The organism is Haliea sp., assembly GCF_040221975.1.
In the GTDB taxonomy this organism is placed as follows: Bacteria; Pseudomonadota; Gammaproteobacteria; order Pseudomonadales; family Halieaceae; genus Haliea.
Genome location: NZ_JAVJWR010000027.1, coordinates 124,377 through 149,691 on the forward strand (window position 1 = coordinate 124,377; position 25,315 = coordinate 149,691).

Genomic DNA, 25,315 nt, shown 5'->3' on the forward strand with positions numbered 1-25,315 from the left:
CGGTCATCCCTCACCCTTTGGTTCCCGTACGCATGCCAGAATTCTGTCTGCCGCAACCGCCAGGGCTTGGCGAGAATCATAGCCGGAGTACCTGGAAGAAAAATCAGCCGCCGCACGTCTGTAGTCTTTCGACGCCAACATCCGCTCCAGCGCCGTAGTAATGGATGCATGTTCTGACAAGCTGGCAACCAGTCCCGCCCCGAGGCGTTCGGTATTTTGGGCGGTGTGGTATTGCTCGACGTTCATTGGCAGTTGCAGAACTGGCTTGCCCGCGAGCAGCATGGTTGCGGTACTGCCGTGACCCGCATGCAGAAGCGCAAGGTCGCACTGGGTCCCCACCTGCTCCAGATCCAGGGGCGCATCTTCAATCCTGAGGCTGTCCGACTGCCAGCGCGCACGGTAGTCCTCACCGGGCAGGTACACCAGTGCCCGGTGTCCGGACTGCTGCAGTTGCGAGAGCAGCGCATTTAGGCCCCGGAATGGTTTCAGGTAGGCAAAAATTCGCTGGCCTTCGCCCTCGGGCCAGTTTGGTTGTCTGCCCCCAAGACCCGACCAGACACCGCAGTAAGCTGTCGCAACTCCCGGTGCTGTGGGGCGCTGTGGATAGTGATCCAGCTCAGCAAAGGTTGCGAGACAGTTGGCATCGACACGGGTATAGAGCTCACCGATGGACGCGAGGTGTGGCTGGCGCTGGCGCTCAAGCTGGTGGTTCAGGGCCTCCAGAACTCCTTGTTCGGTAAGCTGCAGGCGCTCTGGATAGTGATTCTGCCAGGCGCGAATATCGGGCAGCTCGGGCGTGTCCGGTGGGCAGGCGAAGCCCGTTCCGAGCAGTACGCTGCGGATGGGCAGTCCCTGCAATGCCAGCAGGCACGAGGGGCTGAAGTCCTGAACGACAATATCCGGCTGCACCAGACTGATCAAGTCCCGCCATGCACGGACAGCCCCGTCAAGCATGCCGGGCAGGGTGAAGCCTTCGTTGTAGAGTATGTCAGCAAAGGTGGCAGGTTCTCGTATCCGGTCTGCAACCGACCCCGCAGCGAGCCCCGGCGCGGGCAGCACCGGCAAGCCTGGCGGGACCAGGCCGACGCGGCGCAGGTTGCGGGCTGCCAGCAAAACACGATGCCCGCGTTGCTGCAGCTTAGCTGCGAGCGGTAGTAGGCGACCGAGGTGACCCAGGTCATCGCCCAGTTCCCAGGTCAGCAAGACTGTCAGAGGCCGGTGGTGAACCTTCACGGATATTTCCCCATTGATAGTTTTATTGAAAACCGCGGGCAAAGAATATAGGATCCTGCAGGTCGTTAGGTGGTTCACAATACCAAGGTTGGCAAGGGATAATGCAATGACGGATTCTATCAGTTCAAGACTGGCGCTTTATTCAGCGGCGACGGGGTTGCTGGCGGCTGGTTCAGCGCAGGCGGCGCCGGTGCAGTCAACGGCATCATTCACCCTGGTGAATGAAGTTGAGAATACCTCAGTGTCGCAGCTCATTGACATTGATGGTGATGGCACCGATGACTTCCAGTTGCAGGTTATCTTGCGGCCGCCGGGCGACTGCAACTTCGGTGAAACCGGAGAGGTGGTACTTGCCGACGCGTACGGTGGTAATACGAGCTACTATGCCGGTCTGGTCAGCGGTGACCCGATTGCAGGCGATCTCGGCGGCTCCGGCGAAAGCACGTATAACTATCTCACGACCTGTTCCGGCGGTTACGGTTCGGAAACTTTTCCGTCAGCCGGGGAAGGCACCCGGGGATTTGTCGGCGTCAGTTTCCAGATTGACGGTGCGACCCATTACGGCTATTTGGAACTCGAGGTGCGCCAGGGTAGCCTGATCGCCGATTTGATTTCCGCTTGCTATAACGATAATCCGGGCGACCCCATTGCAGCGGGGGCCTGTGTCAGGGAAGTGGTAGGGGTGCCCATAGGCGGCCTGATTCCGTTGACTCTCGGCGTCCTCACCGTGGGCGCATTCGCAGTGCGCAGGCGCAGACGCCAGCACTGATCCCTCGCTGTGGTTCCGCACCGGCGGGTTCTACTGGTCGGCTGGAGCGGAGCCGACTGGCGGTTGCTGCAGCCTCTGATCGACACAGGTGCGTTACCGCACCTGTCTGGGCTACTCGGTCGTGGCGCCCGGGGCGATTTACTTACATTGCTGCCCCAACTGCCACCCCTGCTTTGGACTTCGCTCGCCAGCGGGCAGAGGGCTGATCAGCATGGGGTGTCGAATATACTCCTTCCCGACAGCCGCCAGAGGCTTCAGCCTCTGACGCGCCTTCATCGGCAGTGTCCGGCGCTGTGGAACCAGCCGGAATGTCGCAGCCTGGTGGTCAACTGGCCGGTAACTTTCCCTGCGGAGCCCTTGAACGGGGTCTGTGTGAGCGATGTCTTCTTCCGGCTGGGTGGCACGGCAGAGGCGCTGGAGACGTCGCCCCAGGGCTCGGTGTTTCCCCCCCAGTTGGCGGAAAAATTACAGGAGCTACGTTTCTCTCCCGCCGGATTCACCGCTGCGGAGCTCGAGTTTTTTGCCGCTGATCCGGAAGCCGCACTGGCCGACAGTGACCCTTTGCTGCCTCGCCTGATGGTGGCGCTGGCCGAGTCCATCACCGTGCAGGCCGTGGCCACGGAACTGCTGGCCAGCGAATCCTGGGACCTCGCCATGCTGCGGTTTGACCTGCTGGGCGCGCTGGGGCCGGAGTTCTTCGCCTGTCTGCCGCCGCAGCCGGATTATGTACATCCCACGGTTTTTGCCCGCTACAGGAATACGATTCCAGCCGCCTGCCGCTACCTGGACCTCATGCTGGGGGTGTTAATGGAGCAGGCCGGCGCCGGGACGACGGTGGTCCTGGTGTCCGAGCGCGGCACCCACAGTGACCATTCCCGTCCCGCGGACCCCCGGGTGGCCTTGGGGCGCAGGGGTGGCGAGCCCTGGTACCGAAAACATGGTCTGGTGGCGATGGCAGGCCCCGGGGTTCGTCCCGAGAGCCAGATACAGGGAGCGTCGCTGCTGGATATAGCTCCTACCATATTGCAATTGCTACAGCGGCCTGCAGGGGCTGCATTTCCCGGACGCATTCTGCGCGAGGCGTTGACGGACCCGGTACCGGTGGGTGGCCCTGCACCCGCCACCTGGATGCCTCCGCAAACCGGCGCGCTGGAGCCCCGGCAACGGGAGGTCGCCCTGCAGTACTGGCGCGAACTCGATTTTCTGGCGGATGATGATATTGAATCGCCGGAGACGGCGAACCGCCACCGTCGCCAGATCGACTTCAATCGGGCCATGGTGGCGCTGGAGGCGCGCCGCTCCGCGATCGCTCTGCCGATTCTGGAGCGGCTGCACAGCGAGGATCCCGCGGATGACCGCGTAGCTTTGCACCTGGCACGTTGTCGCCGCCAGCGTGGGGACCTGGCCGGCGCCCGGGAATTGCTGGAGGGCGTGGTTGCCCATCCCGATAACCGGCCTTTGGAACTGCTGCAACTGGGCCGGCTCTACCTTGCGGAAGGCGAGCACGACAAGGCATTGCAGTGCCTGTTTCGGGCCGAGCAGACACAGGGCGATCGCCCGGCGGTGCATGCGGGTATTGGCGAGGTCTACCTTGCCATGCAACGCTGGGATGAGGCCGATCGGGCATTCGGCAAGGCGCTGGAGCGGGATGATAGTCACGCTGCCTCCTGGCGCGGCCTGAGCGCGACGCGGCTGGGCCAGCTGCGTCAGGAGGATGCCGTCGCCAGCGCCCTGCGAGCGGTGGAACTGGACCGGGGCAACCTGCAGGGGCACTACCTGCTGGCGCATGCCCTGGCAGGCTCGGGGCGGCTGGCGATGGCTCAGCAGGTTTTCGAAACTTGCCTGGAGCTGGACCCTGAACATGCTGGCGCCCACCGCGGGCTGGCGGAAACGTGCGAGGTGCTGGGCGATACCGAGCGCGCAACCGTGCATCGCCGGCAGGCACAGCAGCTGGCGTCTGCGGCGGCCCTCAACCGGCAGGTTCGGGATCTGGTCCTGTGAGCGATGCGCCCGCGTCCACGCCCCGTCTCAGTATCGGCCTGCCGGTGTTCAATGGTGAAAACTACCTGGCGGCTGCGCTGGCCGGCCTGCTGGAACAGGAGTTCACGGACTTCGAGCTGATAATTGCCGACAACGCGTCCACTGACCAGACCGCAGAAATCTGCCGGGTCTTCGCCGCCAGTGATTCCCGGATTCGTTACATGCGCAATGCCGAGAACGTCGGTGCCGCCGCCAACTACAATCTCACTCTGGAACTGGCGCGCGGCCACTACTTCAAGTGGGCGGCGCATGATGACGTCTGTCTCCCCGGGTTCCTGCAGGCCTGTGTCGACTGCCTCGATTCCCATCCCGACGTTGTCTTGTGTCACACCCGCAGCGTTGGTATCGGAACCCGCGGCGAAGTGAAGGGAGTCTATGCTGAAGAATGCAGTTTCGATGCGCTCACGCCTGCAACCCGCCTGTGGACCGCGATCAGTCGTCCCCATGTCTGCATTGCGGTGTTTGGGGTCATGCGGCGGGAGGTGCTGCTGAAAACGGTGCGCCACGGTGACTGGTTGGGCGCCGATCGCAATCTGCTGGCCGAATTGAGCCTGCACGGACGGGTGGTACTGCTCCCCGCTTTTCTGTTTCAGCGTCGGGAGCACCCGGAGGCGTCCATTCACAAATTTGCAACCGAAGCGGAGCGCCTGCTCTGGTTCAATCCGGGCCATGCAACGCGACGGGCCTTTCCCACCTGGCGACGTTTTCAGGAGTATACCAGGGCTGTTCACCGTTCACCTCTGGGTGTTATTGAACGTTTGCGCTGTTATTTGCAACTCCTGCGTTGGCCCTATGCCAGGCACCACACCGGCCCGCGCAATGCCGGCCTGTTATGGCGCGAGCTGATGGGCGGGCGTCCCGAGGTCAACCCTGGGGCATGACGATTCAATCGACGAAAATCGCCATTCTGGCCGGCGGCTTTGGCTCGCGCCTGGGAAGGGAAACCGAAAATCTTCCCAAACCACTGGTCGAGATCGGCGGCAGTCCGATCCTCATGCACATCATGCAGCACTTCTGCCGCGCCGGGCTGCGGGATTTTGTGATTGCTCTCGGCTACAGGGGCGATTGCATCAAGCGCTATATGATGGATTACGCGCAGCTGCACGGCGATTTGCGCATCAACCTGCAATCCAACCAGTTCGAGCGATACGGCGCTCAGGCCCCGGACTGGAATGTGGAACTGATTGAAACCGGCCTGCGCACGCAGACCGGTGGCCGCATACGTCGCCTGCAGCCGTGGCTGGGTGACAGCCGATTCATACTCGCCTGGGGCGACGGTCTCCACAACGTTGATCTGGGTGCCTTGCTTGCATTCCACGCCGGGCACGGAAGGCTGGCCACCGTGGTGGCGGTGCGCCCGCCTGCGCGGTTTGGTCACCTGGAATTTGAAGGCGACCGGGTGGTTGAGTTTTCGGAAAAGCCCCAGGCTGCGGAGGGCTGGATCAATGGTGGCCTGTTTGTGCTGGAGCCGGGCGTGTTTGCCTGTATTGACGGCGACGACACCCATTGGGAACACGCCCCCATGCGGCGACTGGCGGCGGAAGGCCAGCTTATGGCATACCGCCACGAAGGCTTCTGGCAATGCATGGATACCCCCCGTGACCTGGCCCTGCTGAACCGGCTCTGGGATGCCGGCAGCCCTCCCTGGCAGGTGGTCTAGCACGGTGCGGGTGCTGGTTACCGGGCACCGGGGCTATTTAGGCACCGCCCTTGTCCCCCGCTTGCTGGCGGCGGGCCATGAGGTCAACGGGCTGGACGTGGACTGGTACCGGGCTTGCGATTTCGGCGCACAACCCGTGTCCATAGCGGCTATCAACAGGGACATTCGCGACGTTCACTGGCACGACCTGAAGGGATACGAGGCGCTTGTGCATCTGGCAGGTCTGTGCAATGACCCGCTGGGAGAGCTGGATCCAGCGCTGACCATGTCGATCAATGCCGATGCGACCGTGGAGCTCGCTCACAAGGCACGTCGTGCTGGCGTGGAGCGGTTCGTGTTTTCGTCTTCCTGCAGCAATTACGGTGCCGCTGGCGATACTGTGGTGACCGAGACCTCGCCGTTCAATCCGGTGACTGCCTACGGTCGTTCCAAGGTTGTTGCGGAGCAGGGGCTTGAGCGATTGGCCGGCGATACCTTCACGCCGGTCTATCTTCGCAATGCCACTGTTTACGGCTACTCGCCGCGTATCCGCTTCGACCTGGTGGTGAACAATCTGGTGGCCTGGGCAGCGACAACGGGCAAAGTGTTGCTGAAGAGCCGCGGTCTGGCCTGGCGACCGCTGGTCCATATAGAGGACGTTGCATCGGCCTTTGTGGCGGTCTTGGGAGCGCCTCGGGATTCAGTACACAACGAAGCTTTCAACATTGGCGTGACCGCAGACAACTACCGGGTAGCCGAGCTGGCGCAGCGGGTTGTCTCCCGCATTCCCGGCTCGGAGCTGGCCATGGTGGAGGGGGCGCAGGCAGATACACGCAGTTATCGGGTCAACTGCGACAAGGCATTGGCCCTGTTGGATGGTTGGCAGCCTCGACACTGCCTGGACGATGGTATTGGTGACCTGTACCGGCGCTTTCTTGCTCACGAGCTTGGGCGTGAAGACTTCGAGGGGCAGCGCTATCAGAGGCTCGCCCATTTGCGGTCCTTGCTTGCCGATGGCAGCCTCGGGCCCGATCTGCGCCGGCCCCCTGGATTACGTCCGTGACTGCCAGGGCGCTGGCGTTACCTGGCAGGCAGCAGGAATTGAAGGCGCAGGCAAGCAGGTGTCGCGCCTGTGGTGCGGTTGGCCTGCAGGGGCTGCTGGACTACGGGCTGATGCCGGCCTCCGACGGTTTTCTCTCCGCCGGTGACCTCGCCCTTCCCGAGCCCTGCTATCCTTTGGAACTTGCCTTGTGCCCAGGCTGCGGACTGGTGCAGATTCTGGAAACGGTCGCGCCCGAGACGTTGTTCGGGGCGGGGTATCTGTACTGTTCGTCGGTATCCGCCAGCTGGCTGGTGCAGGCACGGGCCAACGCCGAAGCGCTGATAGACCGCTGCCAGCTTGGCCCTCAAAGCAGTGTGGTAGAAATTGCCAGCAATGACGGGTACCTGTTGCAATTTTTCGAGGCCGCCGGCGTACCGGTGCTGGGTATAGACCCCGCGCCAATCCCGGTGGCTGCGGCGCAGCGCAAGGGTATTCCGACCCTGCAGCGGTTTTTTGGCAGTGCCCTGGCTCGAGAGCTTGTCGCCGGGGGCCTGCGGGCGGATGTGTTGATTGCCAACAACGTGCTCGCCCATATTGCCGATATCCACGACGTGCTGTGCGGCGCCCGCGAGTTGCTGGCGCCGGCAGGTATTTTGGTAATAGAGGTCCCGTACCTGCCTGATCTGGTGGCGGGCTGCGCTTTCGATACGGTGTACCACGAACATCTCTGCTACTTTTCGCTGCACTCCCTGCAGGCACTGCTGTCCGCCCATGGCCTGCATGTGAATGATCTTGAGTTCCTGCCCAGCCACGGGGGGTCGCTGCGCCTGTATGTCAGTCCGGAGACCGGCTTTACTGCTACGGTCACCAGTTGCCTCGACAGGGAAAGGGAAGCCGGTGTGCAGCGTGTGGACTACTATCGCGCTTTTGCCCGGCAGGCACTGCGCAGGGTCGCGGAGCTTGGCGCCTTGCTCAATGACATTGCCTCCAGCGGCAAGACTATCGCCGCCTACGGTGCCGCTGCCAAGGGCACTATACTGCTAAATGCGCTTGGCCCTGCGGCTGCTCACATAGCTTTTGTTGTGGACCGCAATCCCGCCAAACAGGGTCGCTGGGTGCCGGGGGTGCGCCTGCCGGTGCTCGGTGTAGAAACGATAGCCCGGCAGCAGCCGGACTACCTGCTCTTGCTGCCCTGGAATATTGCGCCTGAGATCGAGCAGCAACAAACGGCTTACCTGGAGCGGGGCGGGCGGATTATCGTGCCCCTGCCGGACCTCAGGATTATTGACGGTGTGTCGATATGATGTCGCGAGAGTGCCCGCTCTGCCAAACCGCTGCTCGCGCAGTGTTCTATGCCTGCAGCGCTGAGCCTGTTCACAGCACACTGTTGATGCCGTCCCGGGAAGAGGCGCTGTGTTTTCCCCGCGCGCCCATTTCTCTGGCGCTCTGTGACCATTGCGGGTTTATCTGGAACCAGGATTTCCAGCCCGGTCGTCACCGCTACTCGGTGGATTGTGAGGAGAGCCAGGGGCATTCCCCGCTGTTTACCGCGTGGCTGGAGGACCTTGTCGCGCGACTGGTGAGCCGCTACGCGCTGCGCGATAAAACAGTGCTCGAGATTGGCTGCGGCAAAGGCGAATTCCTGGTGGCGCTGTGCGCCGCGGGTGGCAACCGTGGTACAGGTTACGACCCCGCCTATGTCACCGACAGAGTTCCCCTCGCCGATACCACAGCGCTTTCTTTCAAACCAGAATTCTGGCAAGAGAGTTGTGGTCTGCACGACGCCGAGGTAATTGTCTGCCGCCACACACTGGAGCATATCCCGGATGTCGGCGCGTTTATCAGATCAATACGTCGGGCGATTGGCGAGCAAAGGGAGACGCTTCTGTTTTTTGAGGTCCCGGACATGCTGCGGGTTCTGGAGGAGGGGGCTTTCCAGGACATTTACTACGAGCACTGCTCCTATTTCTCGGCGGATTCGCTGGCGTACCTCTTCCGTCGGGAAGGATTCGAGGTATTGGATCTTGAGCTGGATTTTCACGGCCAGTACCTCTGTCTGGTGGCAAAGCCTGTGCCGGTGCCGAAGGTGGAGCCTGTGCCTGTCGGCACCAGCGAGATAGCCGGATCTGTAAGCCGCTTTACCGAACAGGTCGCGGACCTGACTGGACTGTGGCGGCAGCGATTGCAGGCGTATTCTGCTGAGGGCAAGTCCGTGGTTCTTTGGGGCGGCGGTTCCAAGGCGGCGGCGTTCCTGAATCGTCTGGATTCCGCGGGGGCCGTGCAATGGGTCATTGATATCAACCCTCATAAACACCACGCGTTCATTCCTGGTGCAGGGCAGGAGGTGTTTGGTCCGGAGAGTCTTCTGTCGCAGCCTGCTGATGTGATTATCATCATGAACGCAGTCTACCGTCCGGAGATCCAGGAGTGGTTGAACTCCAGGGGGTTGTCTCCCGAATTGCTGGCGCTGGGCGAACAGCCCTGAGGCACTTCTGGCACCTCTGGCCGAGCGCCTCCCCCTGACCTCGGCGGTACCGGTGCGGGCTGGCCTGGCCCTGGCCAACCGCGAGATGGGCGAGCGTCCGGCGGCGTATGCGGACTGATCGACGAGGCTGACGCTGCTGCGCGCGAGGTGCCGGTGATCGCCTCCCACGGTTTCACCGCGGAAGCAGTCAGTGAGAACCTGATGGCTGGCCATTACATGGCCCGCCGTGCCTCGCTGCAGTGCGGTACCCATCTGCCGCCGGGTGTGAAGGAGCATGTCGGCACCGGCCTCGGCCAGCGCCTGTCGGACAGGCCAGCCCGGCCTGCTGCGGTCCACCCACGAAGTGCCCCTGGGGGGGCGGGCCCTGACTACTGACGGGTTGGAGTTTGTCTTCCTGGATGCTTCCCACACGGAGGCGCCCACAGAGCTGATGTTCTACCTGCCGGCGCTGAAGGCACTGTGTAGCGGAAGCAAGCACTCGCACCTTCCGAAGCGTGCTTACGCCGAGAGGTGCCAAGGTCCGGGATACCCTGCGCTGGAGTCAGGTGCTGGACGACGTGCTGGTGCGCTTCGGCGGCGCGGTGGAAGGACTGCGCAAAGGCATTGCCGCCTTTGAGACCGGCGACTACCGCTGGGTCGCCATCGTGTTCAACCACCTGGTATTCGCGGGCTGGAGGACAAGGCCCGAAGTCCCTGCCGGCACCCGAACAAGACGCCATTCCAGGTGGAGAAGGCTAGTCTCAAAATCAAACGTGAGCATAACACCTGGGGCGCCCCAAGATACGGGACAAGTTGATCAAAGAGTTTCCGGTGATCCAGCCACAGGCCCCAGCACCATTCACGCCATCCTTGATCGGCACGGCCTGGTCAAGCGCCGCAAGTGCAGACACTACAAAGCCAAAGGTACAGCCCTCGGCCAAGCCCTGAGCCCAAATGCCTTGCGGTGCGCCGATTACAAGGTGCAGTTCCTGCTGGGCAATAAGCAGTACTGCTACCCCCCACGATCACTGACCAGTGCTCGCGTTATTTGCTGGGTAGTGTCCCGTCATATAACCGCCATTTGCTTCTCCAGGTCGACTTTCGATCAAGTTGTGCTAGTGTTCGGCAGGCCATAACAACAAGGAGCGCTGCCGTGTCTCGTCTTGCCTCTGCCTGTCTACACTTTTGCCTGATCCTTGGGCTCACCGCCGCCACCGCGATAGCCGAACCGTTAGCCAAACCACCTGTCGGCGTCGCCACCGCCGCCACCCAGGCCGCCAACGCCGCCGTGGCCGAGCGCCTGCCGCTGGCCGATCCACAGGATTTCGAGGATGCCAGCCGCGGCCTGGTGGCGCAGCTGGATGATCCGCGGATCCTCAACCCCGATGGCAGCACCGCCTGGGATACGGCGCGCTTCGAATTTCTCGATGCGCCCGCCCCGGCCACGGTCAATCCCTCGCTCTGGCGCCAGAGCCAGCTCAACAGCCTGCACGGCCTGTTCGAAGTGGTGCCCGGCAGCATCTGGCAGTTCCGTGGCTACGATCTCGCGGTGATGACCCTGATCGCCGGCGACAGCGGCTGGATCGTGGTGGACCCGCTGACTTCCGCGGCCCCGGTCCGGGCCGGCCTGGCCCTGGCCAACCGCGAGCTGGGCGAGCGCCCGGTGACGGGCATTATCTACACGCATTCCCACGGCGACCACTTCGGCGGCGTGCGCGGCCTGCTTGACGAAGCTGAAGTCGCCGCACGTGAGGTGCAGGTGATTGCCCCCCACGGTTTCACCGCGGAGGCGGTCAGCGAGAACCTGATGGCCGGCAACTATATGAGCCGCCGCGCCGCGCTGCAGTTCGGTACCCATCTGCCAGCGGGTGCCACCGGTCATGTCGGCACCGGCCTTGGCCAGCGCCTGTCGACGGGCCAGATCGGCCTGCTGCGGCCCACCCATGAGGTGCCGCTGGGCGGCGAGACCCTGACCATCGACGGGGTGGAGTTCGTCTTCGTGGATGCCTCCCATACGGAAGCCCCCGCCGAACTGATGTTCTACCTGCCGGCCCTGAAAGCACTGTGCACGGCGGAAGTGGCCACGCGCACCTTCCACAATGTACTTACGCCCCGCGGCGCCAAGGTTCGGGATACCCTGCGCTGGAGCCAGGTCCTGGACGAAGTGCTGGTCCGCTTCGGCGGCGAGGCCGAGGTCATGTTTGCCTCCCACCACTGGCCGACCTGGGGCCGGGAGCGCCTGCAGCAGGCGCTGCAGAACCAGCGCGATCTGTACCGCTACGTGCACGACCAGACCATCCGCCTGGCGAACCATGGCGGTACCCAGCACGAGATCGCCGAGCAGCTGGCGGAGCCCCATTTTTCCGCCACTGACTTGGGCACCCGCGGCTACTACGGCACCCTGAACCACAACTCCAAGGCCGTGTACCAGAACTACTTCGGCTGGTGGGACGGCGTTCCGGCCAACTACCATCCACACCCGCCGGAAGCGGCCGCCACCCGCTACGTCGAACTGATGGGTGGCGCTGAAGAGGGGCTGCGCAAGGGCATCGCTGCCTTCGAGGACGGCGATTTTCGCTGGGCGGCCACCGTGTTCAACCACCTCGTGTTCGCGGATGCGGGCAACCGCCCGGCGCAGGAGTGGCTGGCGGCGGCCTACGAGCAGATGGGCTTCCAGGCCGAGTCCGGCGCCTGGCGCAATTACTACCTGACCGCAGCCATGGAGCTGCGCGACGGCCTGCCGGAGACGCCCCTGAGCTTCGATGATCCGGATTTCCTTCAGGGGGTGCCGACGAATGCGCTGCTGGATGCGCTGGTGGCCCGCTACAATCCCGCCAGGCTGGAGCGCGATGCCTTCGTCGTCCAGTTCGTGTTCCCGGACCGGCAGGAGCAGTTCCATGTCGAAGTGAATCCCGCCGTCGCTTTCCCGCGCAGCGGCGCGGTGAGCGCAGTGACCGCGCAGCTGACCCTGGATCGCAGCGACTTTGACCGCCTGTTGCTGCAGCGTGTTGAGCTGTCGGAGTTGCTGCAGGCTGGCAAGGCGGAACTCGTCGGTGACGGCACTGCCGTTGGTGCCTTCTTCGCTGCCCTGGACCAGTTCGAGTACTGGTTCAACGTGGTTACGCCCTGAGCGGTAGACCCGTCGTGGAGGCATATCCGCTCATCAGGCTGGTTCACATGCTGGCGGCCTATTTGACCGGGCTGCTGTTTGTGCTGAGGCTGTTGCTGGACCTGGCAGGGCAGCCTGGCTGGCGGCAGACTCCCCTGCGCTGGTTGCCGCATGTAAACGACACGGTGCTGCTGGCAATGGCGCTGTCGCTGCTCGTCCTCGGTGGCTGGCAGATCACCGCACACAGCTGGCTGGCCCTGAAGCTGTTGCTGTTGCTGGGTTATATTGCGGCGGGTATGGTGGCAATGAGGCCGCGCTTCGACCTGCCGGCGCGGGCACTGGCCGCGGGGCTGGCTCTGGCACAGTTGACCGGCATCTACTATCTGGCTGTATCCCGCCCTGCATTCTGACAAGCATCGGCGAGGTGGCGGCCCGGGGCACGCGAGGAGGGCACTGCATGCAAGGTGGCAAGATCACTGACGAGGCGGCCCTGGCGCCGCTGCTGCGGCAGGCCTTCCGGCCCCTGTTTTTGCTGGGGGGCCTTTTCAGCGCTGGCGCGATGCTGTTGTGGGGGCTGGCTCTCGCAGGCTGGATCAGCCTGGATCCCTACCAGAATGTGTTGTTCTGGCATCAGCACGAGATGATTTTCGGTTTCGTGGCGGCGATCATTGTCGGCTTCCTGCTGACAGCGGTGCAGAACTGGGCCGGTATCCGCGCCACCCACGGCGGCGAGTTGCTGGTGCTGGTACTGGTCTGGCTGGGGGGCCGCGGCCTGATGCTGCTCGGCGCCGGCCTGCCCCCTGCGCTGGTAGCGGCAGTGGATCTGGCCTTCCTGCCGCTGGCGGCCTGGTACTTCGGCAGCATCGTGCTGGCGGCGGGCAACACTCGCAACCTGTTCTTCATACCGCTCTTGCTGCTGTTGATGGTCTGCAACGGGCTCATGCACGCCGGTGCCATCCTCAACCGCTTTGAACTGGTCCAGTACGGCAGCCTCAACGCCATCTGGCTGGTGACCCTGGTGATGGCGATCGTCTCCGGGCGGGTGCTGCCGATGTTTACCGCCAATGGCACCGGAACAACAAAGATGGAGCCGCTCATCTGGCTGGACCGGGCCGCTCTGGGTTGCCTGTGGCTGATCTTTGCCCTGCATTTCCTGGCGCTGACGCCGCGGTTGCCACCCACGCTGCTGGCGCTGCTGTTTGCACTTGCTGCCTTGCTGCACCTGTTGCGCATCCTCAGGCTCCGCTTCTGGATAACCTTGCGCGTGCCCCTGCTGTGGTCCCTGCACGCAGCGGCACTGTTCATTCCCTTCGGCTTGGCGCTATTCGCGGCGCGTTACGCGGGATTGCCGGTGACTCACAGTACCGCCGTTCATGCCCTGACCGCCGGGGCCATGGGGAGCATGATCCTGTCTATGATGGCGCGGGTGTCCCTCGGGCATACGGGGCGGCCCCTGCAGCCGCACCCGCTGATGACGCTGGCCTTCGCGCTGGTGATCGGCGCGGCGGTGCTGCGGTTGGCGGCGCCGTCCCTGCTGTCGGGGTCACTGACGACCTGGTATCTGCTGGCCATCGGGGCCTGGGTTCTCGCCTACCTGGCCTACAGCCTGCTGTACCTGCCGCTGCTGACCCGACCGCGGCCGGATGGCCGGCCGGGCTGAGAAGTCCGGCGCCAGGGAGTCCTGTAGACTGACAAGCAACATTCAGGGGATATCACCCGGTGAGTGTTCATGCTCCGCGCCCGCATCCACCATCGCCAGCACGGACCGATACTCCTCCAGCAGCAGCTGGTCCCGGTCTGTCCACAGGTCATTGCCGCGCAGGCGAGCCTCTTCCAACGCCGTGGTGGCGCCGAGGTAGTTGCCTTCGGCGGCATGGGCGCGGGCCCGCAAATGGGCGAGCGGGTAATCGAAATCCGCCAGTGCGGACAGGCGCTCGATGTCATTCCAGGGCGGGGCGGGTTCGCTGGCCAGGCGCAATTCGGCGAGTTCGTAGGCGACGTAGTTGGCGACGCTGGTCATGCCGGTATCGCGATAAAGGGCTTCGGCCTGCCGCAGCATCTGAACGCCGTCCTGTACCCGGCCTTCCCTGGCCGCGATGTGGCCGCGGGCGCGCAGCCCGGACACCCGCACTGCCGGGTTGTCCGGGTAGCGTGACGCCATGGCCTCTACGAGGCGGATTGCCTCGGGTAGCGGCGCGCTGCGCGAGGCGGCGATCGCCTCGAAAGACAGCGCCAGCGGTATGGCGGCATGAGCGGAAGTGCCGACCTCCAGTCGGGCCCGTGTGCTGCTGGCCAGCGCATGCGCCTGCGCGTAGGCGCCCTGCACGTACAGGCGGTGCATCACGGTCAGGTCGGCGATGGCGCCGTACATCGGGTCGGAGGACTCCTCGCTCAAGGCCCGCAATGCCTCCGTATAGTCACGGGCGGTGTCGAACAGGCCGCGCAGGTTCAGCGCCATGGTGGAGAACTGCAGGAAGTAGGCCTTGGCAGTCACGGAACGCGTCTGCTTGATAAGAGGGCGGGCGGCGAGGGCCAGCTGCACCGCGGCATCCATATCCCCATTGCGGAAATAGCTGCTGGCGAGATAGCGATAGCTCGCGATCAGTGCGTCGGCGTTGCCGCTCTCTTCGGCCAGGGTGCGGGCTTCCTGCGCGTGTGACAGCAACGACTCATGCTCGCCGGTTGCCAGGTAATCGTCGGCAAGTGCCAGATGTATCTCGGTCAGGTAGGGCGCGAGCGGATAGTGATTCCGGGCCAGCGCCAGGCGTTCCCGGTTGAGTGCAATGGCGCGCCCGGTATCGCCATCCAGCCGGGCCAGAAGCGTCAGCGCTGCCAGGGTCTGCAGTCGCGCTAGCGGCTTCATTTGTGCAGCGCTTCCCGGTTCAACGGCCTCCAGATAACGCCGGGCTTCCCCCATATTTCCCAGGTCATGATGCGCTTGCGCGGCAACGAGCCGCGCCTGGAGCAGCACGTTTGGGTTCGCATGTTCCGCGTTCGCCAGGAGCGCGACGGCGATGGCGGCGGCTTCATGGGGTCGGCCGAGTACGCGCTCGCAGCGCGCCAGACGCAACCGCGCACGGTGAAAATCCGGATCGCGGGCCACGGCAGCGCGATAGTATTCCATGGCGCGCTCACAGGTATGTCCCGATCCGGTTGCGGCCAGACCCGCGAAGTAGCTCGCCAGCGCATAGCTGTCCGGCGACGTCGACGCGGCTGTGCCCAGGTTGCCGATCTCGGCGCGGAGCCAGTCTGTGCCTTTCTCCAGTACCTCGGCAACTGAACTCCCGGCGAACTCGAAGCGGCTTTTGTGGTTCTCGTCCCTGAGGCTTACCGTCAGTGCGTAGGCGCCCTCGTTTACGGTGAGGTTGATGGCTGCCACTGGTCCTGTTCGGGACCCCGCGAGACGCAGGCTCGCCAGGTCCGCCCCGTAGGCCGGCTCACCCTCGAGCGCGAGCACCGGTGCGATTTCGGCCGCGGATCCAAGTCGGGCAGCGAAGTACTCGGACGCGCCTTCAGTTAACAGGGAGGCATCATCCGTCACCGGCTGCAGTGCCAGCGTCGCCGGGCCTGGCACGGTCGCGGTGCTGCGACTTTCTCGCAAGTCCAGGGCCAGCCATCCGGCAATCGTGACCAGAAGTAGCGCCGCTGCCATCCGGCGCGGCCAGTGCTGTGAGCCCATGGCCGCGTTGCCTGCCGGCTGCTGGCTCTCGCTCGTGACGGCACAGGTGAGGCGGTACCCCATGCCCCGGTGTGTCTCGATCAGCGGCACCTCGCGCTCCGTGTCATCAAGCAACTGGCGCAGTCGCTGCATCTGCTTGGCGATGGCGGCGTCGGTGACGATCTGCCCTGGCCAGGCGGCGCGGGTGATGTCGGCCTTGGTCAGGACCGTGTCGGGGTGTCCGACGAAGGCGAGCAGCAGGTGATAGAGCTTGGTGCTGAGCGGGACCTCCTCCCCGTGTCGGTACAGGCACTGGCGCCGGGTCGAGAGGCTGAAATCGGCAAAGTGGTAGAGCAGCACTGAATCTGTTGTCTGCGTGGCCGAAGGCGAAGCTGTCGAAACGTCTTCACCGTCGCGAATTGTTGATTTATGCGGAAATGGCGTCATGGTCCCCTTAATGTCACGCAATGTCAGGAAGAGGTCAAGCACCGGATGGCGCCGATGCCTAGGCTGTTAAGCTTGGAGTCGGGGCGTTCTGCGCCGGCGTCGTCAGGGTGGTCGGGGCCATGGATGGATTGTCTGCAGTTGTCTCGCGGTGTGTGTGCATCGCGACCCTGTTGGTGGCGACCAGCTTCGGTGCCCACGCGCAGGTGTCGCTCACCCTGGGGAATGCCTCGCTGGCCGCAGGCAACAGCGGCAGCGTGAGCGCCACGATCAGCACCGGGGGCGCCGCCGTGGCCCTGCAGTTCGATATCCTCTACGATCCCGCCATCGTCTCGCTGGGCACAGTCAACGGCGGCGCGGCGCTCACGGGCAGTCACAGCATTGCCAGCAATCCCATCGGCCCGGGCCGCGACCGGGTGGTCATCACCACCTCCCCGGTCGTGTCCTTGAATGCCGGGCTACTGGCCACGGTCAATCTCGCCATCGCGGACACGGCGGTCGCGGGGACAACGTCGCTGACATTCGCCAATGTCGTCATCTCCGATGCCTCGGCACAGCCGCTCACGCCGTCTTCGCTTACGCCGGGCACGATTACCATTACCGGCGCTGTGACTACGCCCCCGGTGCCGGAGGCCATCCCGTCCACCCCTGTCTGGATGCTGTTGCTGCTTGCGACCTTGCTGGCCGGCCTGGTGCGGCGACAGCTGGAACGACGGCGAGCGGTCGCTATGTCCGCGCTTGGCCTGCTGGTCCTGGCGCCCCTGGCAACGTTCACTCAGGCCCAGAACCTGCCCGGCGATGCCAACGGCGACGGCCGCATCGACGCCGAGGATGTGCGCCTGATCGTCGAGCGCATCCTCGAGCGCGGCGTCCTGCCCGGTGACGGTGACTGCAATCGCGATGCCACCATCAACGTGCTGGACACGGTGTGCACCCAGCTACCGTTCGTTCCGGGCGAGACGGCGCCGATCATCCTGGGGCCGGGTGATCGCTCGATTCCCGCGAAACAGACCTTCGAGATGAACCTGTTCGCGGCGGATCCGGATGCGGGTGCGACACAGGCGTGGAGCCTCGTCAGCGGCCCGATAGCGCTGAGCGTTAGCCCGGAGGGCATTTTGGCCTGGACGCCGGAGATCGTCGACGTCGGCGATAACCCTGTAAGCGTTCGGGTGACCGACGACACCGGGCGCTCGGACGAGACGACCTTCGATATCGTCGTTTTCACGGACGCGGTGCAGGAAGCGAGCAATTCGCCGCCGCAACTGACGGTCCCCGGGAACCAGTCACTGCGAGTCGGTACAGCGATCTCGGCGCAGGCGAGTGCGACGGACCCGGATGCGGGCGACACGCTAAGCTTCAGCCTGATCGACGGCCCTGCCGGTATGACCATTGACCCGAATACTGGCGCCCTTAGCTGGACCCCACAGGCCAATCAGGCGCGTACGGCGGATGTGGTGGTGGAGGTGACGGATGCAGCTGGCGCGGTGGACTTTGGATCCTTCACTGTGACGGCGACGCCGCTGAACTCCGCTCCGACGGCAGTGGATGATGTGTATATCGCCCGCAGGGGCGAGACACTGGTGATACCTGCGCCCGAGGGCGTTCTGCAGAACGACAGGGATCCCCAGGGCGATGCGCTCGCCGGCACCCGCCTGAGCGATCCCGGTAAAGGTTCGATCGATGCCTTCAGCGCCGATGGTAGCTTTAGCTACACGCCCGTGACTGCCGAACCCATCACGGTAGGACTCGTCGAAAAGTGTCGCACCGCCGCGCGTGTCAGTGCCGGCACAATGTCAGCCGCCGATGTGGACGGTGACGGCGATGTGGAGCTTGTGGCATTAGTGGGGGGGGGCCGTAACTTATTGTTCACAGAGGTCTTTATTGTTGACCCCACCGACTGCTCATCGACTACGGCCTCAATCAGTGAAGATCTCGGTGCTGCATCGGGGACTGCGCTGACAACACTGGTCAATCTGGACGACGACCCAGAGCTTGAGCTGGTCAGTCAGTATTTTCGACTCAACGATCAGATTCCCTTCACCAGTTTTCCCCAGGCACTGTACGCGGTAAATCTCGATGGCTCGCAGCTCGCCAATTGGCCCGCAGAGGGGCTGTCTGAGGTTGTATCTTTTCCCCGATTTGGAAATTCATTTCATCAAAATGCAAGTCCGGTTCCGGTTGATCTGGACGGTGACGGCGATACGGAACTGATTACTGGCTTCACTAACGTGGGCGGTGTTGCAACCTTCAACAATAGCTATGGCAATGCGGTGGTGGCCTACGACGGCCGCACAGGCGAAATTCTGTGGGAATACATAGGCGGTATTACCCGTACCGTCCAGCGTGCCGCAACGCCGACCATCGTCGACCTGGATATGGACGGCGATACCGAGATTATCTGGAACCAGCTGGTGCTCGATCACGAGGGCAATCTGCTTTTCGAGCTGCCCGTAGAGCAGACCATACCGGGTGGCGGAAGCGATTTTCTGAATGTTGCCATCGCCAATTTTGATAACGATGCGTTTCCGGAAATTCTGGGCATCGATGCCTCGAATTTTTACCTGTTTTCCCATGATGGGGCCGTACAGTGGCAGGTGCCCTACGATAGTCGTGGATTCGCCGCCCCCTATTCGGATATCACCGTGGCGGAGCTGGACGGAGACCCGTTCCCGGAGTTTGTGATGATGCTGCCGTCGGATGGCGGAAGTAGCGTTGATAGAACCTTGCGTGCCTTCGACAGCGACGGACAACCACTATGGGATCAGGTCGACGAGGGGTTTGTTGTAGAGACATTCACCGAGTCACGCTCTTCAACCCCGGTCGCCTTTGATTTCGATAACGACGGTATCGACGAGCTTATCCAGTTCAAGGCGCGACCCCTGCCAATGCCCGGCGGCGGGCGACAGGAGGGCGGCCTGTACATCATCAATGGAGAAACCGGCGCGGTCATCACTTTTCAGCCGGGTGTGGCTAACAATAATTACGATCAGGCATTGACTGTTGCGGACGTGGACGGCGATGGGTCAGCCGAGATCATCACGAATATGGCGACAGAGTTTGGTGCAGACACCGTGCAGATCTGGGACAACCTCCCCGGTGAGCCGTTCCCGCCGGCCCGGGGCATTCGCTCCGGCACAAACAGCCATCCGACTTGGATCAATGTAGACGGTAGCCTGCCCACCAGCATCGCGCCGCACTGGTTGCAGCCGGGGCGCAACGGCTGGCACATGATTCAGCCGGATATTGATCCGCTGGAGCCGGAGCGTGACAGCTTTACCTACCGCGCAAGCGACGGTGAGTTTGACTCGGCTACCGCGACGGTGAATATCGAAGTTCGACCCAACGGCAATCCGCCGTTTTTCCTGAGTGAACCGGACACCGGAACCTCTCGCGGCGTCGCCTACCAATACACACCGCTTACGGTTGACATCGATCCGGGCGATTCCGTTAGCTATCAATTGGTGAATGGTCCGGCTGGGATGACCATGGATCCGGCGGACGGAACACTCAGCTGGTACCCCGAGGCGCGTGGTGACTATCCGGTTTCTATCATCGCCAGCGACACACTGGGCTTTAGCACCGCGCAGATATTTAGAATTGCGGTGGGTGATCCGGTAGTCGTCCCCGATGTGGTGGGTTCCAGTGAAAGTACAGCGGAGTCCGCACTCACGGGCGCTAGTCTGGGTAAGGGTTCGGTCTTTGTCCGAAGCCACCCGACGATCGCTGCCGGTACCGTAATCGAGCAGGACCCGATTGCGGGCTCTGCTGCCGACTTTGGTGCGCTGGTAGAACTAACGCTCTCATCCGGTGCAGGACTCTTTGATCGCGATGATGACGGCGACGGCTACAGTAAAAATCAGGGTGATTGTAATGACGGCAATAGCGCCATCTACCCTGGCGCGTCCGATGGCAATGGTGACGGTATCGATCAGGACTGTGACGGTATTGATGGCAATAAGACCCTTGTCTCAATAGAGATATCCCCGGGCAGCAAGCGCGTACTGACTAACCAGCCAACGCCACTGATCGCCACGGGTATCTTTGGCGACGGCACGGCGCAGAACCTCACCGAGATCGCGGCGTGGACGCGCGGACCTACCTTCTTATCTGCCACTGCGGGTAACTTCGCAGCCCAGGCTACGTTCCGTGGCATAACCGGCACTGCAGACGTCACTGTGGTGGATCGGGTGGTCGAGGATATTGCACCACTTGCACGCATTGATGCTCCGGCCCTTGGTGAAGCAATTAGCGCACAGACTGGGATCACTGGATCGGCACTCGACAATAATCTGCTGCGTTGGGAAATTGCTTACCAATATGCAGGTGAGGATGACTTCGTACTGTTCGCAGAAGGATTCAACAACCTGCGCGATGCACCCATTGCTGAATTTGACCCGACGACCTTACTCAATGGTTTGTACACGATTCGGCTGCGCGTGCTGGATCGAGGAGGCAACGTCAGTGAGGATACAACCACAGTACAGGTGGAAGGTCAGCTCAAGGTCGGTAACTTCACACTGCGCTACGTTGATCTCGAGCTACCGCTAAACGGGGTTCCAATCATGCTGGCGAGGACTTACGACAGTCGCGATAAGCGTGTCGGTGACTTTGGAGTTGGCTGGCGCCTGGATGTGAACAGCATCGAGCTTCGAACCAACCGCGAGTTGGGTAGCGGCTGGCGAGTATTCCGCCAGGGACTAAGCTATGGGCTGGTTGAGGAAGACGTGCACATTGCGTCATTGCGTCTGCCCGGCGGGCGTATTGAGGCCTTCGAGATGGTTGTGGGTCCAAGCAGGTCGCCTATCGTGCCATTCCCGCCGTTCTCGCAGTCGGTGAGCTTCAGACCATTACAAGGCACGCTTGGCAGTCTGGAGAGCCTTGAAGAAAACAACGTCAGCATTCTCGACGCACAGCCTGGGCCAGTAGGTTTGCGTCTGGACAGCAATGGCGATGTCTACAACCCGACGCTGTTTCGATACACGACGCCCGATGGCACCAAGATCGATTTGGACACCGTAGATGGTATCCAGCGCGCCGAGACACCGGGTGGCCAGGTGCTCATTTTTACGCCGAACAGCATTACGCACTCAAACGGCACGGTGGTGAATATCGAGCGTGATGGCGCAGGCCGAATCTCGCGCATAACCGATCCCGGGGGATTCAGCCAGAGCTATACCTACGATGCAAACGGGAACCTGCGTGCACACAGTGATCAGGTGGATGCCGTCACCCGCTTCGACTATGACGCTAACCACAACATTATTGGTATCCGCGATCCGCTGGACAGGGCGGTGGCGAGGAACGACTACGACGAGGATGGTCGCTTGTTGCGAACGACCAACGCAGACGGGCGGGTCATTGAATTCGCATTCGATGCCGCTGATCGTGAGGAAGTGGTAACAGACGCCGATGGCAGTATTACGGTCAGGTCCTACGATGCGCAGGGCAACATAGTTCGGGTCACAGACGCTCTCGGTGGTGTTACTCAATACGGCTACGACGCTGACGGGAATGTTCTCACAACAACCAACCCGGAGGGAGAGACCGTCAATTTCACCTATGACTCTCGATCCAACTTGCTTTCGGCCACTGACCCCCTTGGTCATGTCACGAGATACACTTACGACTCCGCTGACCGCCGCACAACGGTCACCGATGCCCGCGGTAATGTAACGAGCTATAGATACGACGCGGCGGGCAACAGAGTTTCCATTACCGATCCCCTTGGGCAAACAGAAAACCATTTCTATGATGCCAAAGGGGATCTAATATCGGTTCGAGATCGAGCGGGCAAGCTGACGAGGCATGAATATGATGTCTTTGGCCATCGAATCGCGACCATCGATGCCCGTGGTAATCGCGAGACATTCACTTTCGATGCCAACGGCGCCATTGTCGGCCACACTGATCGGCGGGGAAATCAAACAAGCTACTCCGTCGACGCACGAGGGCAGCCTCTTCAAACGGTCGATCCCTTGGGCAATGACACGCAGTACTCATATGACCCGCTCGGTTGGCGCACACGTAGAACGGATGCTTTGGGGAACACGTCGCTAACGCAGGTTGATACCGGTGGCAGACCACTGGCTACCACTGATCGCCTGGGTAACACCCGTACCAGCAGCTATGACATCAAAGGAAGCCTTGAAGCCACAATCGATGCCCTTGGGCGCGAGAGGCAGTGGGAAATGGATGCCCTCGGGCAGGTGATTGCAGAGGTGGACCCCCTCGGCAATCGCGTAGCGCGCGAGTACGATCAGGCGGGACGCCTGACGTCGATCACTGACCAGCAGGGGAATGTGGTGACCCGAACTTACGATGCGGCGGGTCGATTGATAACCGTTACCGATTCGGCGGGCGAACAGACGCGGTTTGGGTACGATGCGGTCGGTAATCGTACAAGCGTGACGACACCGAGCGGAGACGTTTATCAGACGGTTTACGACGAACTGGATCGTCCGGTTCGCACGGAGCGGCCGGATGGGGCGACGCAAATCAGTGGCTACGACGCCCTTGGACGGTTGGTGTCGACCACGAATGCATTGGGTCACAGTACGTTCTTTGTTTATGACGCTAACGGCAACTTGATTCGCGTTGTCGATCCAATGGGCGGAGAGACTGCCTTCGCCTATGACGCCGAGAACAATCGGACACTTATGATCGATGCGAATGGTCATCGCACGACCTTCACTTATGACAAGCTCAACAGGGAAGTTTTCAGGACTTTCCCGGATGGTTCCACAGAAAGCCGCGCTTACGACCCGGTAGGCAACCTGGTAGCCCTAACGGACGCTTCGGGCAAAACCACTTCCTATGACTACGACGAGGGCCAGCGACTCATTCGGAAGCAGTACTCAGGAGGCGAAGACATTCAATTTGAATATAGTCGCATCCACAAAGTGGTCCGGTCTACGTCGAGTAGCCGCGGAAGCACGCAGTATTCCTACGATGAGTTGGGGCGTTTCGCAGGACTGGTAAATGCCGACGGCAGCGAGATATCCTATTCCTACGACGCCTGGGGACGTATTGCGTCGACTACGTTCAGGGTTTCGCCTTCTGTACCCCCGAAGACGGTTTCAAATACTTACGACGGACTGAATCGGCTCGTCGTTGTCACTGATCCTGAAGGTCGCGAGACACACTATACCTACGATGCCGCAGGAAATCGGACTCGGACGGATTACCCCAACGGTACCAGCACGACCTATAGCTTCGATGTTCTCAATCGCTTGACGGCAATAGTGCATCGAAGAGGGGCCGAAATATTCGACAGCATCATCTACACGCTTAACGCGATAGGTCACAGGACACGGATAGATTACTTCAACGGCGACAGCCTGGAGCTGAGCTATGACAGCCTTCGACGGCTTACCGGAGAAAGGGAGCGCAGGTCCGGGAGCCTGGTCCGCGACGTAGTCTACGAATACGATGCGGTAGGCAACAGACTGCGCGCTAGTGATGCGGTAAGTGGTTTGGTGGACGAATTTGTGTACGACTCCGCAAACAAGCTGCTCAGCGCGGGGAGTTACCAATTTGCCTACGACCCCAGCGGAAACATGGTTCGCATGAGTGGTCCCGGTGGTATCTACCAGTATAGCTACGACCAAGACGGTCAACTGACCGGAGTTTCCGGCTCGGCGTCTGCACGCTACGAATACAATGACGTGGGAAATCTAGTTGCAAAGACTCAGGCTGGAGTAGCCTCCAATTTTCTGGTTGACCCAAACAACAATACGGGCTTCTCTCAAGTGCTGAGCGAGTATGACGACGACGGTGAACCGAGCGCGGAGTACACCTTCGGCGCTGAACTCCTCAGCCAGAGTAGAGATGGCGACTACGCCGTCTACCACCATGATGGGCTGAAGAGCACTCGCGCACTGACCGGCGCAGACGGCACCGTGGAGAATCGCTACTCCTATAACGCTATCGGAGTGCTTCAGGCCAGTACAGGCACCACCGAGAATGTGCATCTTTTTGCTGGCGAGCGATACGATGCTGACCTTGGGCTCTACCACCTTCGAGCTCGGTTCATGGATCCTGGACTCGGTCGCTTTGTTAGCAGGGATTCATTCGATGGCTTCTCACGAGAGCCCATGTCCATGCATAAATATCTTTATGCAAACGCGAATCCCGCATACTTTATCGACCCGAGCGGCGCGTATAGCATCGCCGAGATAGCTGTTAAAGGCGCGATCGTTGGTACCTTGGGATTGGGCGCGTTCAAAGCAGTCGCGCTGGCTAAGGAGGCGGCCTTACGAGGCTGGGTTGCAGGGTCTGGCGTCAATCCGAATTCGGTGCCCGAGCTGCTTGCGGATCCACAGGCGTATCGGGAGGCAGCCAAGATTATCGAGTGGTTTCATGAATGGTATGACCTCATTGAGCCCGAATTGCAGTCTGCCACGAGTCTTGGAGGAGTAGGCTATATCTCGGGGCGAACATTGGCTTGCGGTGGTCACGCGGGTGAATTGGCGGCCTTTATTAAAACCAAACGCCGCGATTTCGCGTTTAAACGATTTGAATTCAAGTCTTTCAACGAACACTATTTCTGGTCGGCATACACCGGGGAGCGAACGCAGGGAAATGTGAAGCACACTTACCTTGTTGCGCATTGGGAGGAGAAAGATCTCTATATCAACCTGGATTCGTGGAAGTACCGGGACTTTGCGCCACGGGTGCCCTACTATGGCCCGGACGATTTCTGGTCAACCTCGTCACCTGAGGCCGACGTCGCTAGGGACAAGCCGACGTACACTACACCCGGTGGAACAAGTTGTCCGATACCAGTGATTCCCTAGTGGGCTGCGCGGCTAATTCGGTAACGTTCAGAGCGCCTGTGCCGGCGCGAATCAAGGCGTGGCTTGCCGGCAAGGGTGGCTCCCTTACCAAGAGGCACAACGCTGAGTCGCGCCGGCTGAAT

13 protein-coding genes are annotated in these 25,315 nt (G+C 61.8%); 11 read left to right on the forward strand and 2 right to left on the reverse strand.

Going from position 1 to position 25,315, the window contains the following annotated elements:
• Positions 1–3: 3 nt before the first annotated feature.
• Positions 4–1,233: a glycosyltransferase gene (locus RLO07_RS11360; protein ID WP_462292263.1), complete on the reverse strand. Its 1,230-nt coding sequence runs from the start codon at positions 1,231–1,233 to the stop codon at positions 4–6.
• 106 nt (positions 1,234–1,339) lie between these two features.
• Between RLO07_RS11360 and RLO07_RS11365 the strand changes: the two genes are divergently transcribed.
• The 10 genes from RLO07_RS11365 (at position 1,340) to RLO07_RS11410 (ending at position 13,956) form a co-directional block, all read left to right on the forward strand.
• Positions 1,340–2,002: a hypothetical protein gene (locus RLO07_RS11365; protein ID WP_462292264.1), complete on the forward strand. Its 663-nt coding sequence runs from the start codon at positions 1,340–1,342 to the stop codon at positions 2,000–2,002.
• 9 nt (positions 2,003–2,011) lie between these two features.
• Entirely contained in the window at positions 2,012–4,003 is a 1,992-nt protein-coding gene (locus tag RLO07_RS11370) for a tetratricopeptide repeat protein (protein ID WP_462292265.1), read from the forward strand.
• Positions 4,000–4,923 (forward strand): glycosyltransferase family 2 protein, encoded by a 924-nt coding sequence (locus tag RLO07_RS11375; protein ID WP_462292266.1) that lies wholly within the window; start codon positions 4,000–4,002, stop codon positions 4,921–4,923. The genes RLO07_RS11370 and RLO07_RS11375 overlap by 4 nt, the downstream gene beginning before the upstream one ends.
• A complete protein-coding gene (rfbF, locus tag RLO07_RS11380) occupies positions 4,920–5,702 on the forward strand; it encodes a glucose-1-phosphate cytidylyltransferase (RefSeq protein WP_462292267.1) in 783 nt (260 codons plus the stop codon). The genes RLO07_RS11375 and rfbF overlap by 4 nt, the downstream gene beginning before the upstream one ends.
• 4 nt (positions 5,703–5,706) lie before the next feature.
• Entirely contained in the window at positions 5,707–6,744 is a 1,038-nt protein-coding gene (locus RLO07_RS11385) for an NAD-dependent epimerase/dehydratase family protein (protein WP_462292268.1), read from the forward strand.
• Positions 6,741–8,027: a methyltransferase domain-containing protein gene (locus RLO07_RS11390; protein WP_462292269.1), complete on the forward strand. Its 1,287-nt coding sequence runs from the start codon at positions 6,741–6,743 to the stop codon at positions 8,025–8,027. Before RLO07_RS11385 ends, RLO07_RS11390 begins: the two co-directional genes overlap by 4 nt.
• Entirely contained in the window at positions 8,024–9,208 is a 1,185-nt protein-coding gene (locus RLO07_RS11395; RefSeq protein ID WP_462292270.1) for a class I SAM-dependent methyltransferase, read from the forward strand. The genes RLO07_RS11390 and RLO07_RS11395 overlap by 4 nt, the downstream gene beginning before the upstream one ends.
• Positions 9,209–10,340: 1,132 nt before the next feature.
• A complete protein-coding gene (locus RLO07_RS11400) occupies positions 10,341–12,317 on the forward strand; it encodes an alkyl/aryl-sulfatase (protein WP_462292271.1) in 1,977 nt (658 codons plus the stop codon).
• A gap of 14 nt (positions 12,318–12,331) precedes the next feature.
• Complete coding sequence (locus RLO07_RS11405; RefSeq protein WP_462292272.1) at positions 12,332–12,706, forward strand: SirB2 family protein; 375 nt, start codon at positions 12,332–12,334, stop codon at positions 12,704–12,706.
• Between the two features lie 47 nt (positions 12,707–12,753).
• On the forward strand, positions 12,754–13,956 hold the full coding sequence (locus RLO07_RS11410) for an NnrS family protein (RefSeq protein WP_462292273.1): 1,203 nt from the start codon (positions 12,754–12,756) through the stop codon (positions 13,954–13,956).
• Between the two features lie 42 nt (positions 13,957–13,998).
• Here RLO07_RS11410 and RLO07_RS11415 read toward each other — a convergent pair whose 3' ends face one another.
• Positions 13,999–16,314: a winged helix-turn-helix domain-containing protein gene (locus RLO07_RS11415; RefSeq protein WP_462292274.1), complete on the reverse strand. Its 2,316-nt coding sequence runs from the start codon at positions 16,312–16,314 to the stop codon at positions 13,999–14,001.
• 206 nt (positions 16,315–16,520) lie between these two features.
• Between RLO07_RS11415 and RLO07_RS11420 the strand changes: the two genes are divergently transcribed.
• Positions 16,521–25,193, forward strand: coding sequence for a putative Ig domain-containing protein (locus tag RLO07_RS11420; RefSeq protein WP_462292275.1), 8,673 nt, complete (start codon positions 16,521–16,523; stop codon positions 25,191–25,193).
• Positions 25,194–25,315: the final 122 nt, after the last annotated feature.

What these genes read in the sequence shown, in the direction of transcription:
- RLO07_RS11365 (WP_462292264.1), top strand. Translation starts at nt 1,340, where the DNA reads ATGACGGATTCTATCAGTTCAAGACTGGCGCTTTATTCAGCGGCGACG.
- rfbF (WP_462292267.1), top strand. Translation starts at nt 4,920, where the DNA reads ATGACGATTCAATCGACGAAAATCGCCATTCTGGCCGGCGGCTTTGGC.
- RLO07_RS11395 (WP_462292270.1), top strand. Translation starts at nt 8,024, where the DNA reads ATGATGTCGCGAGAGTGCCCGCTCTGCCAAACCGCTGCTCGCGCAGTG.
- RLO07_RS11410 (WP_462292273.1), top strand. Translation starts at nt 12,754, where the DNA reads ATGCAAGGTGGCAAGATCACTGACGAGGCGGCCCTGGCGCCGCTGCTG.
- RLO07_RS11420 (WP_462292275.1), top strand. Translation starts at nt 16,521, where the DNA reads ATGGATGGATTGTCTGCAGTTGTCTCGCGGTGTGTGTGCATCGCGACC.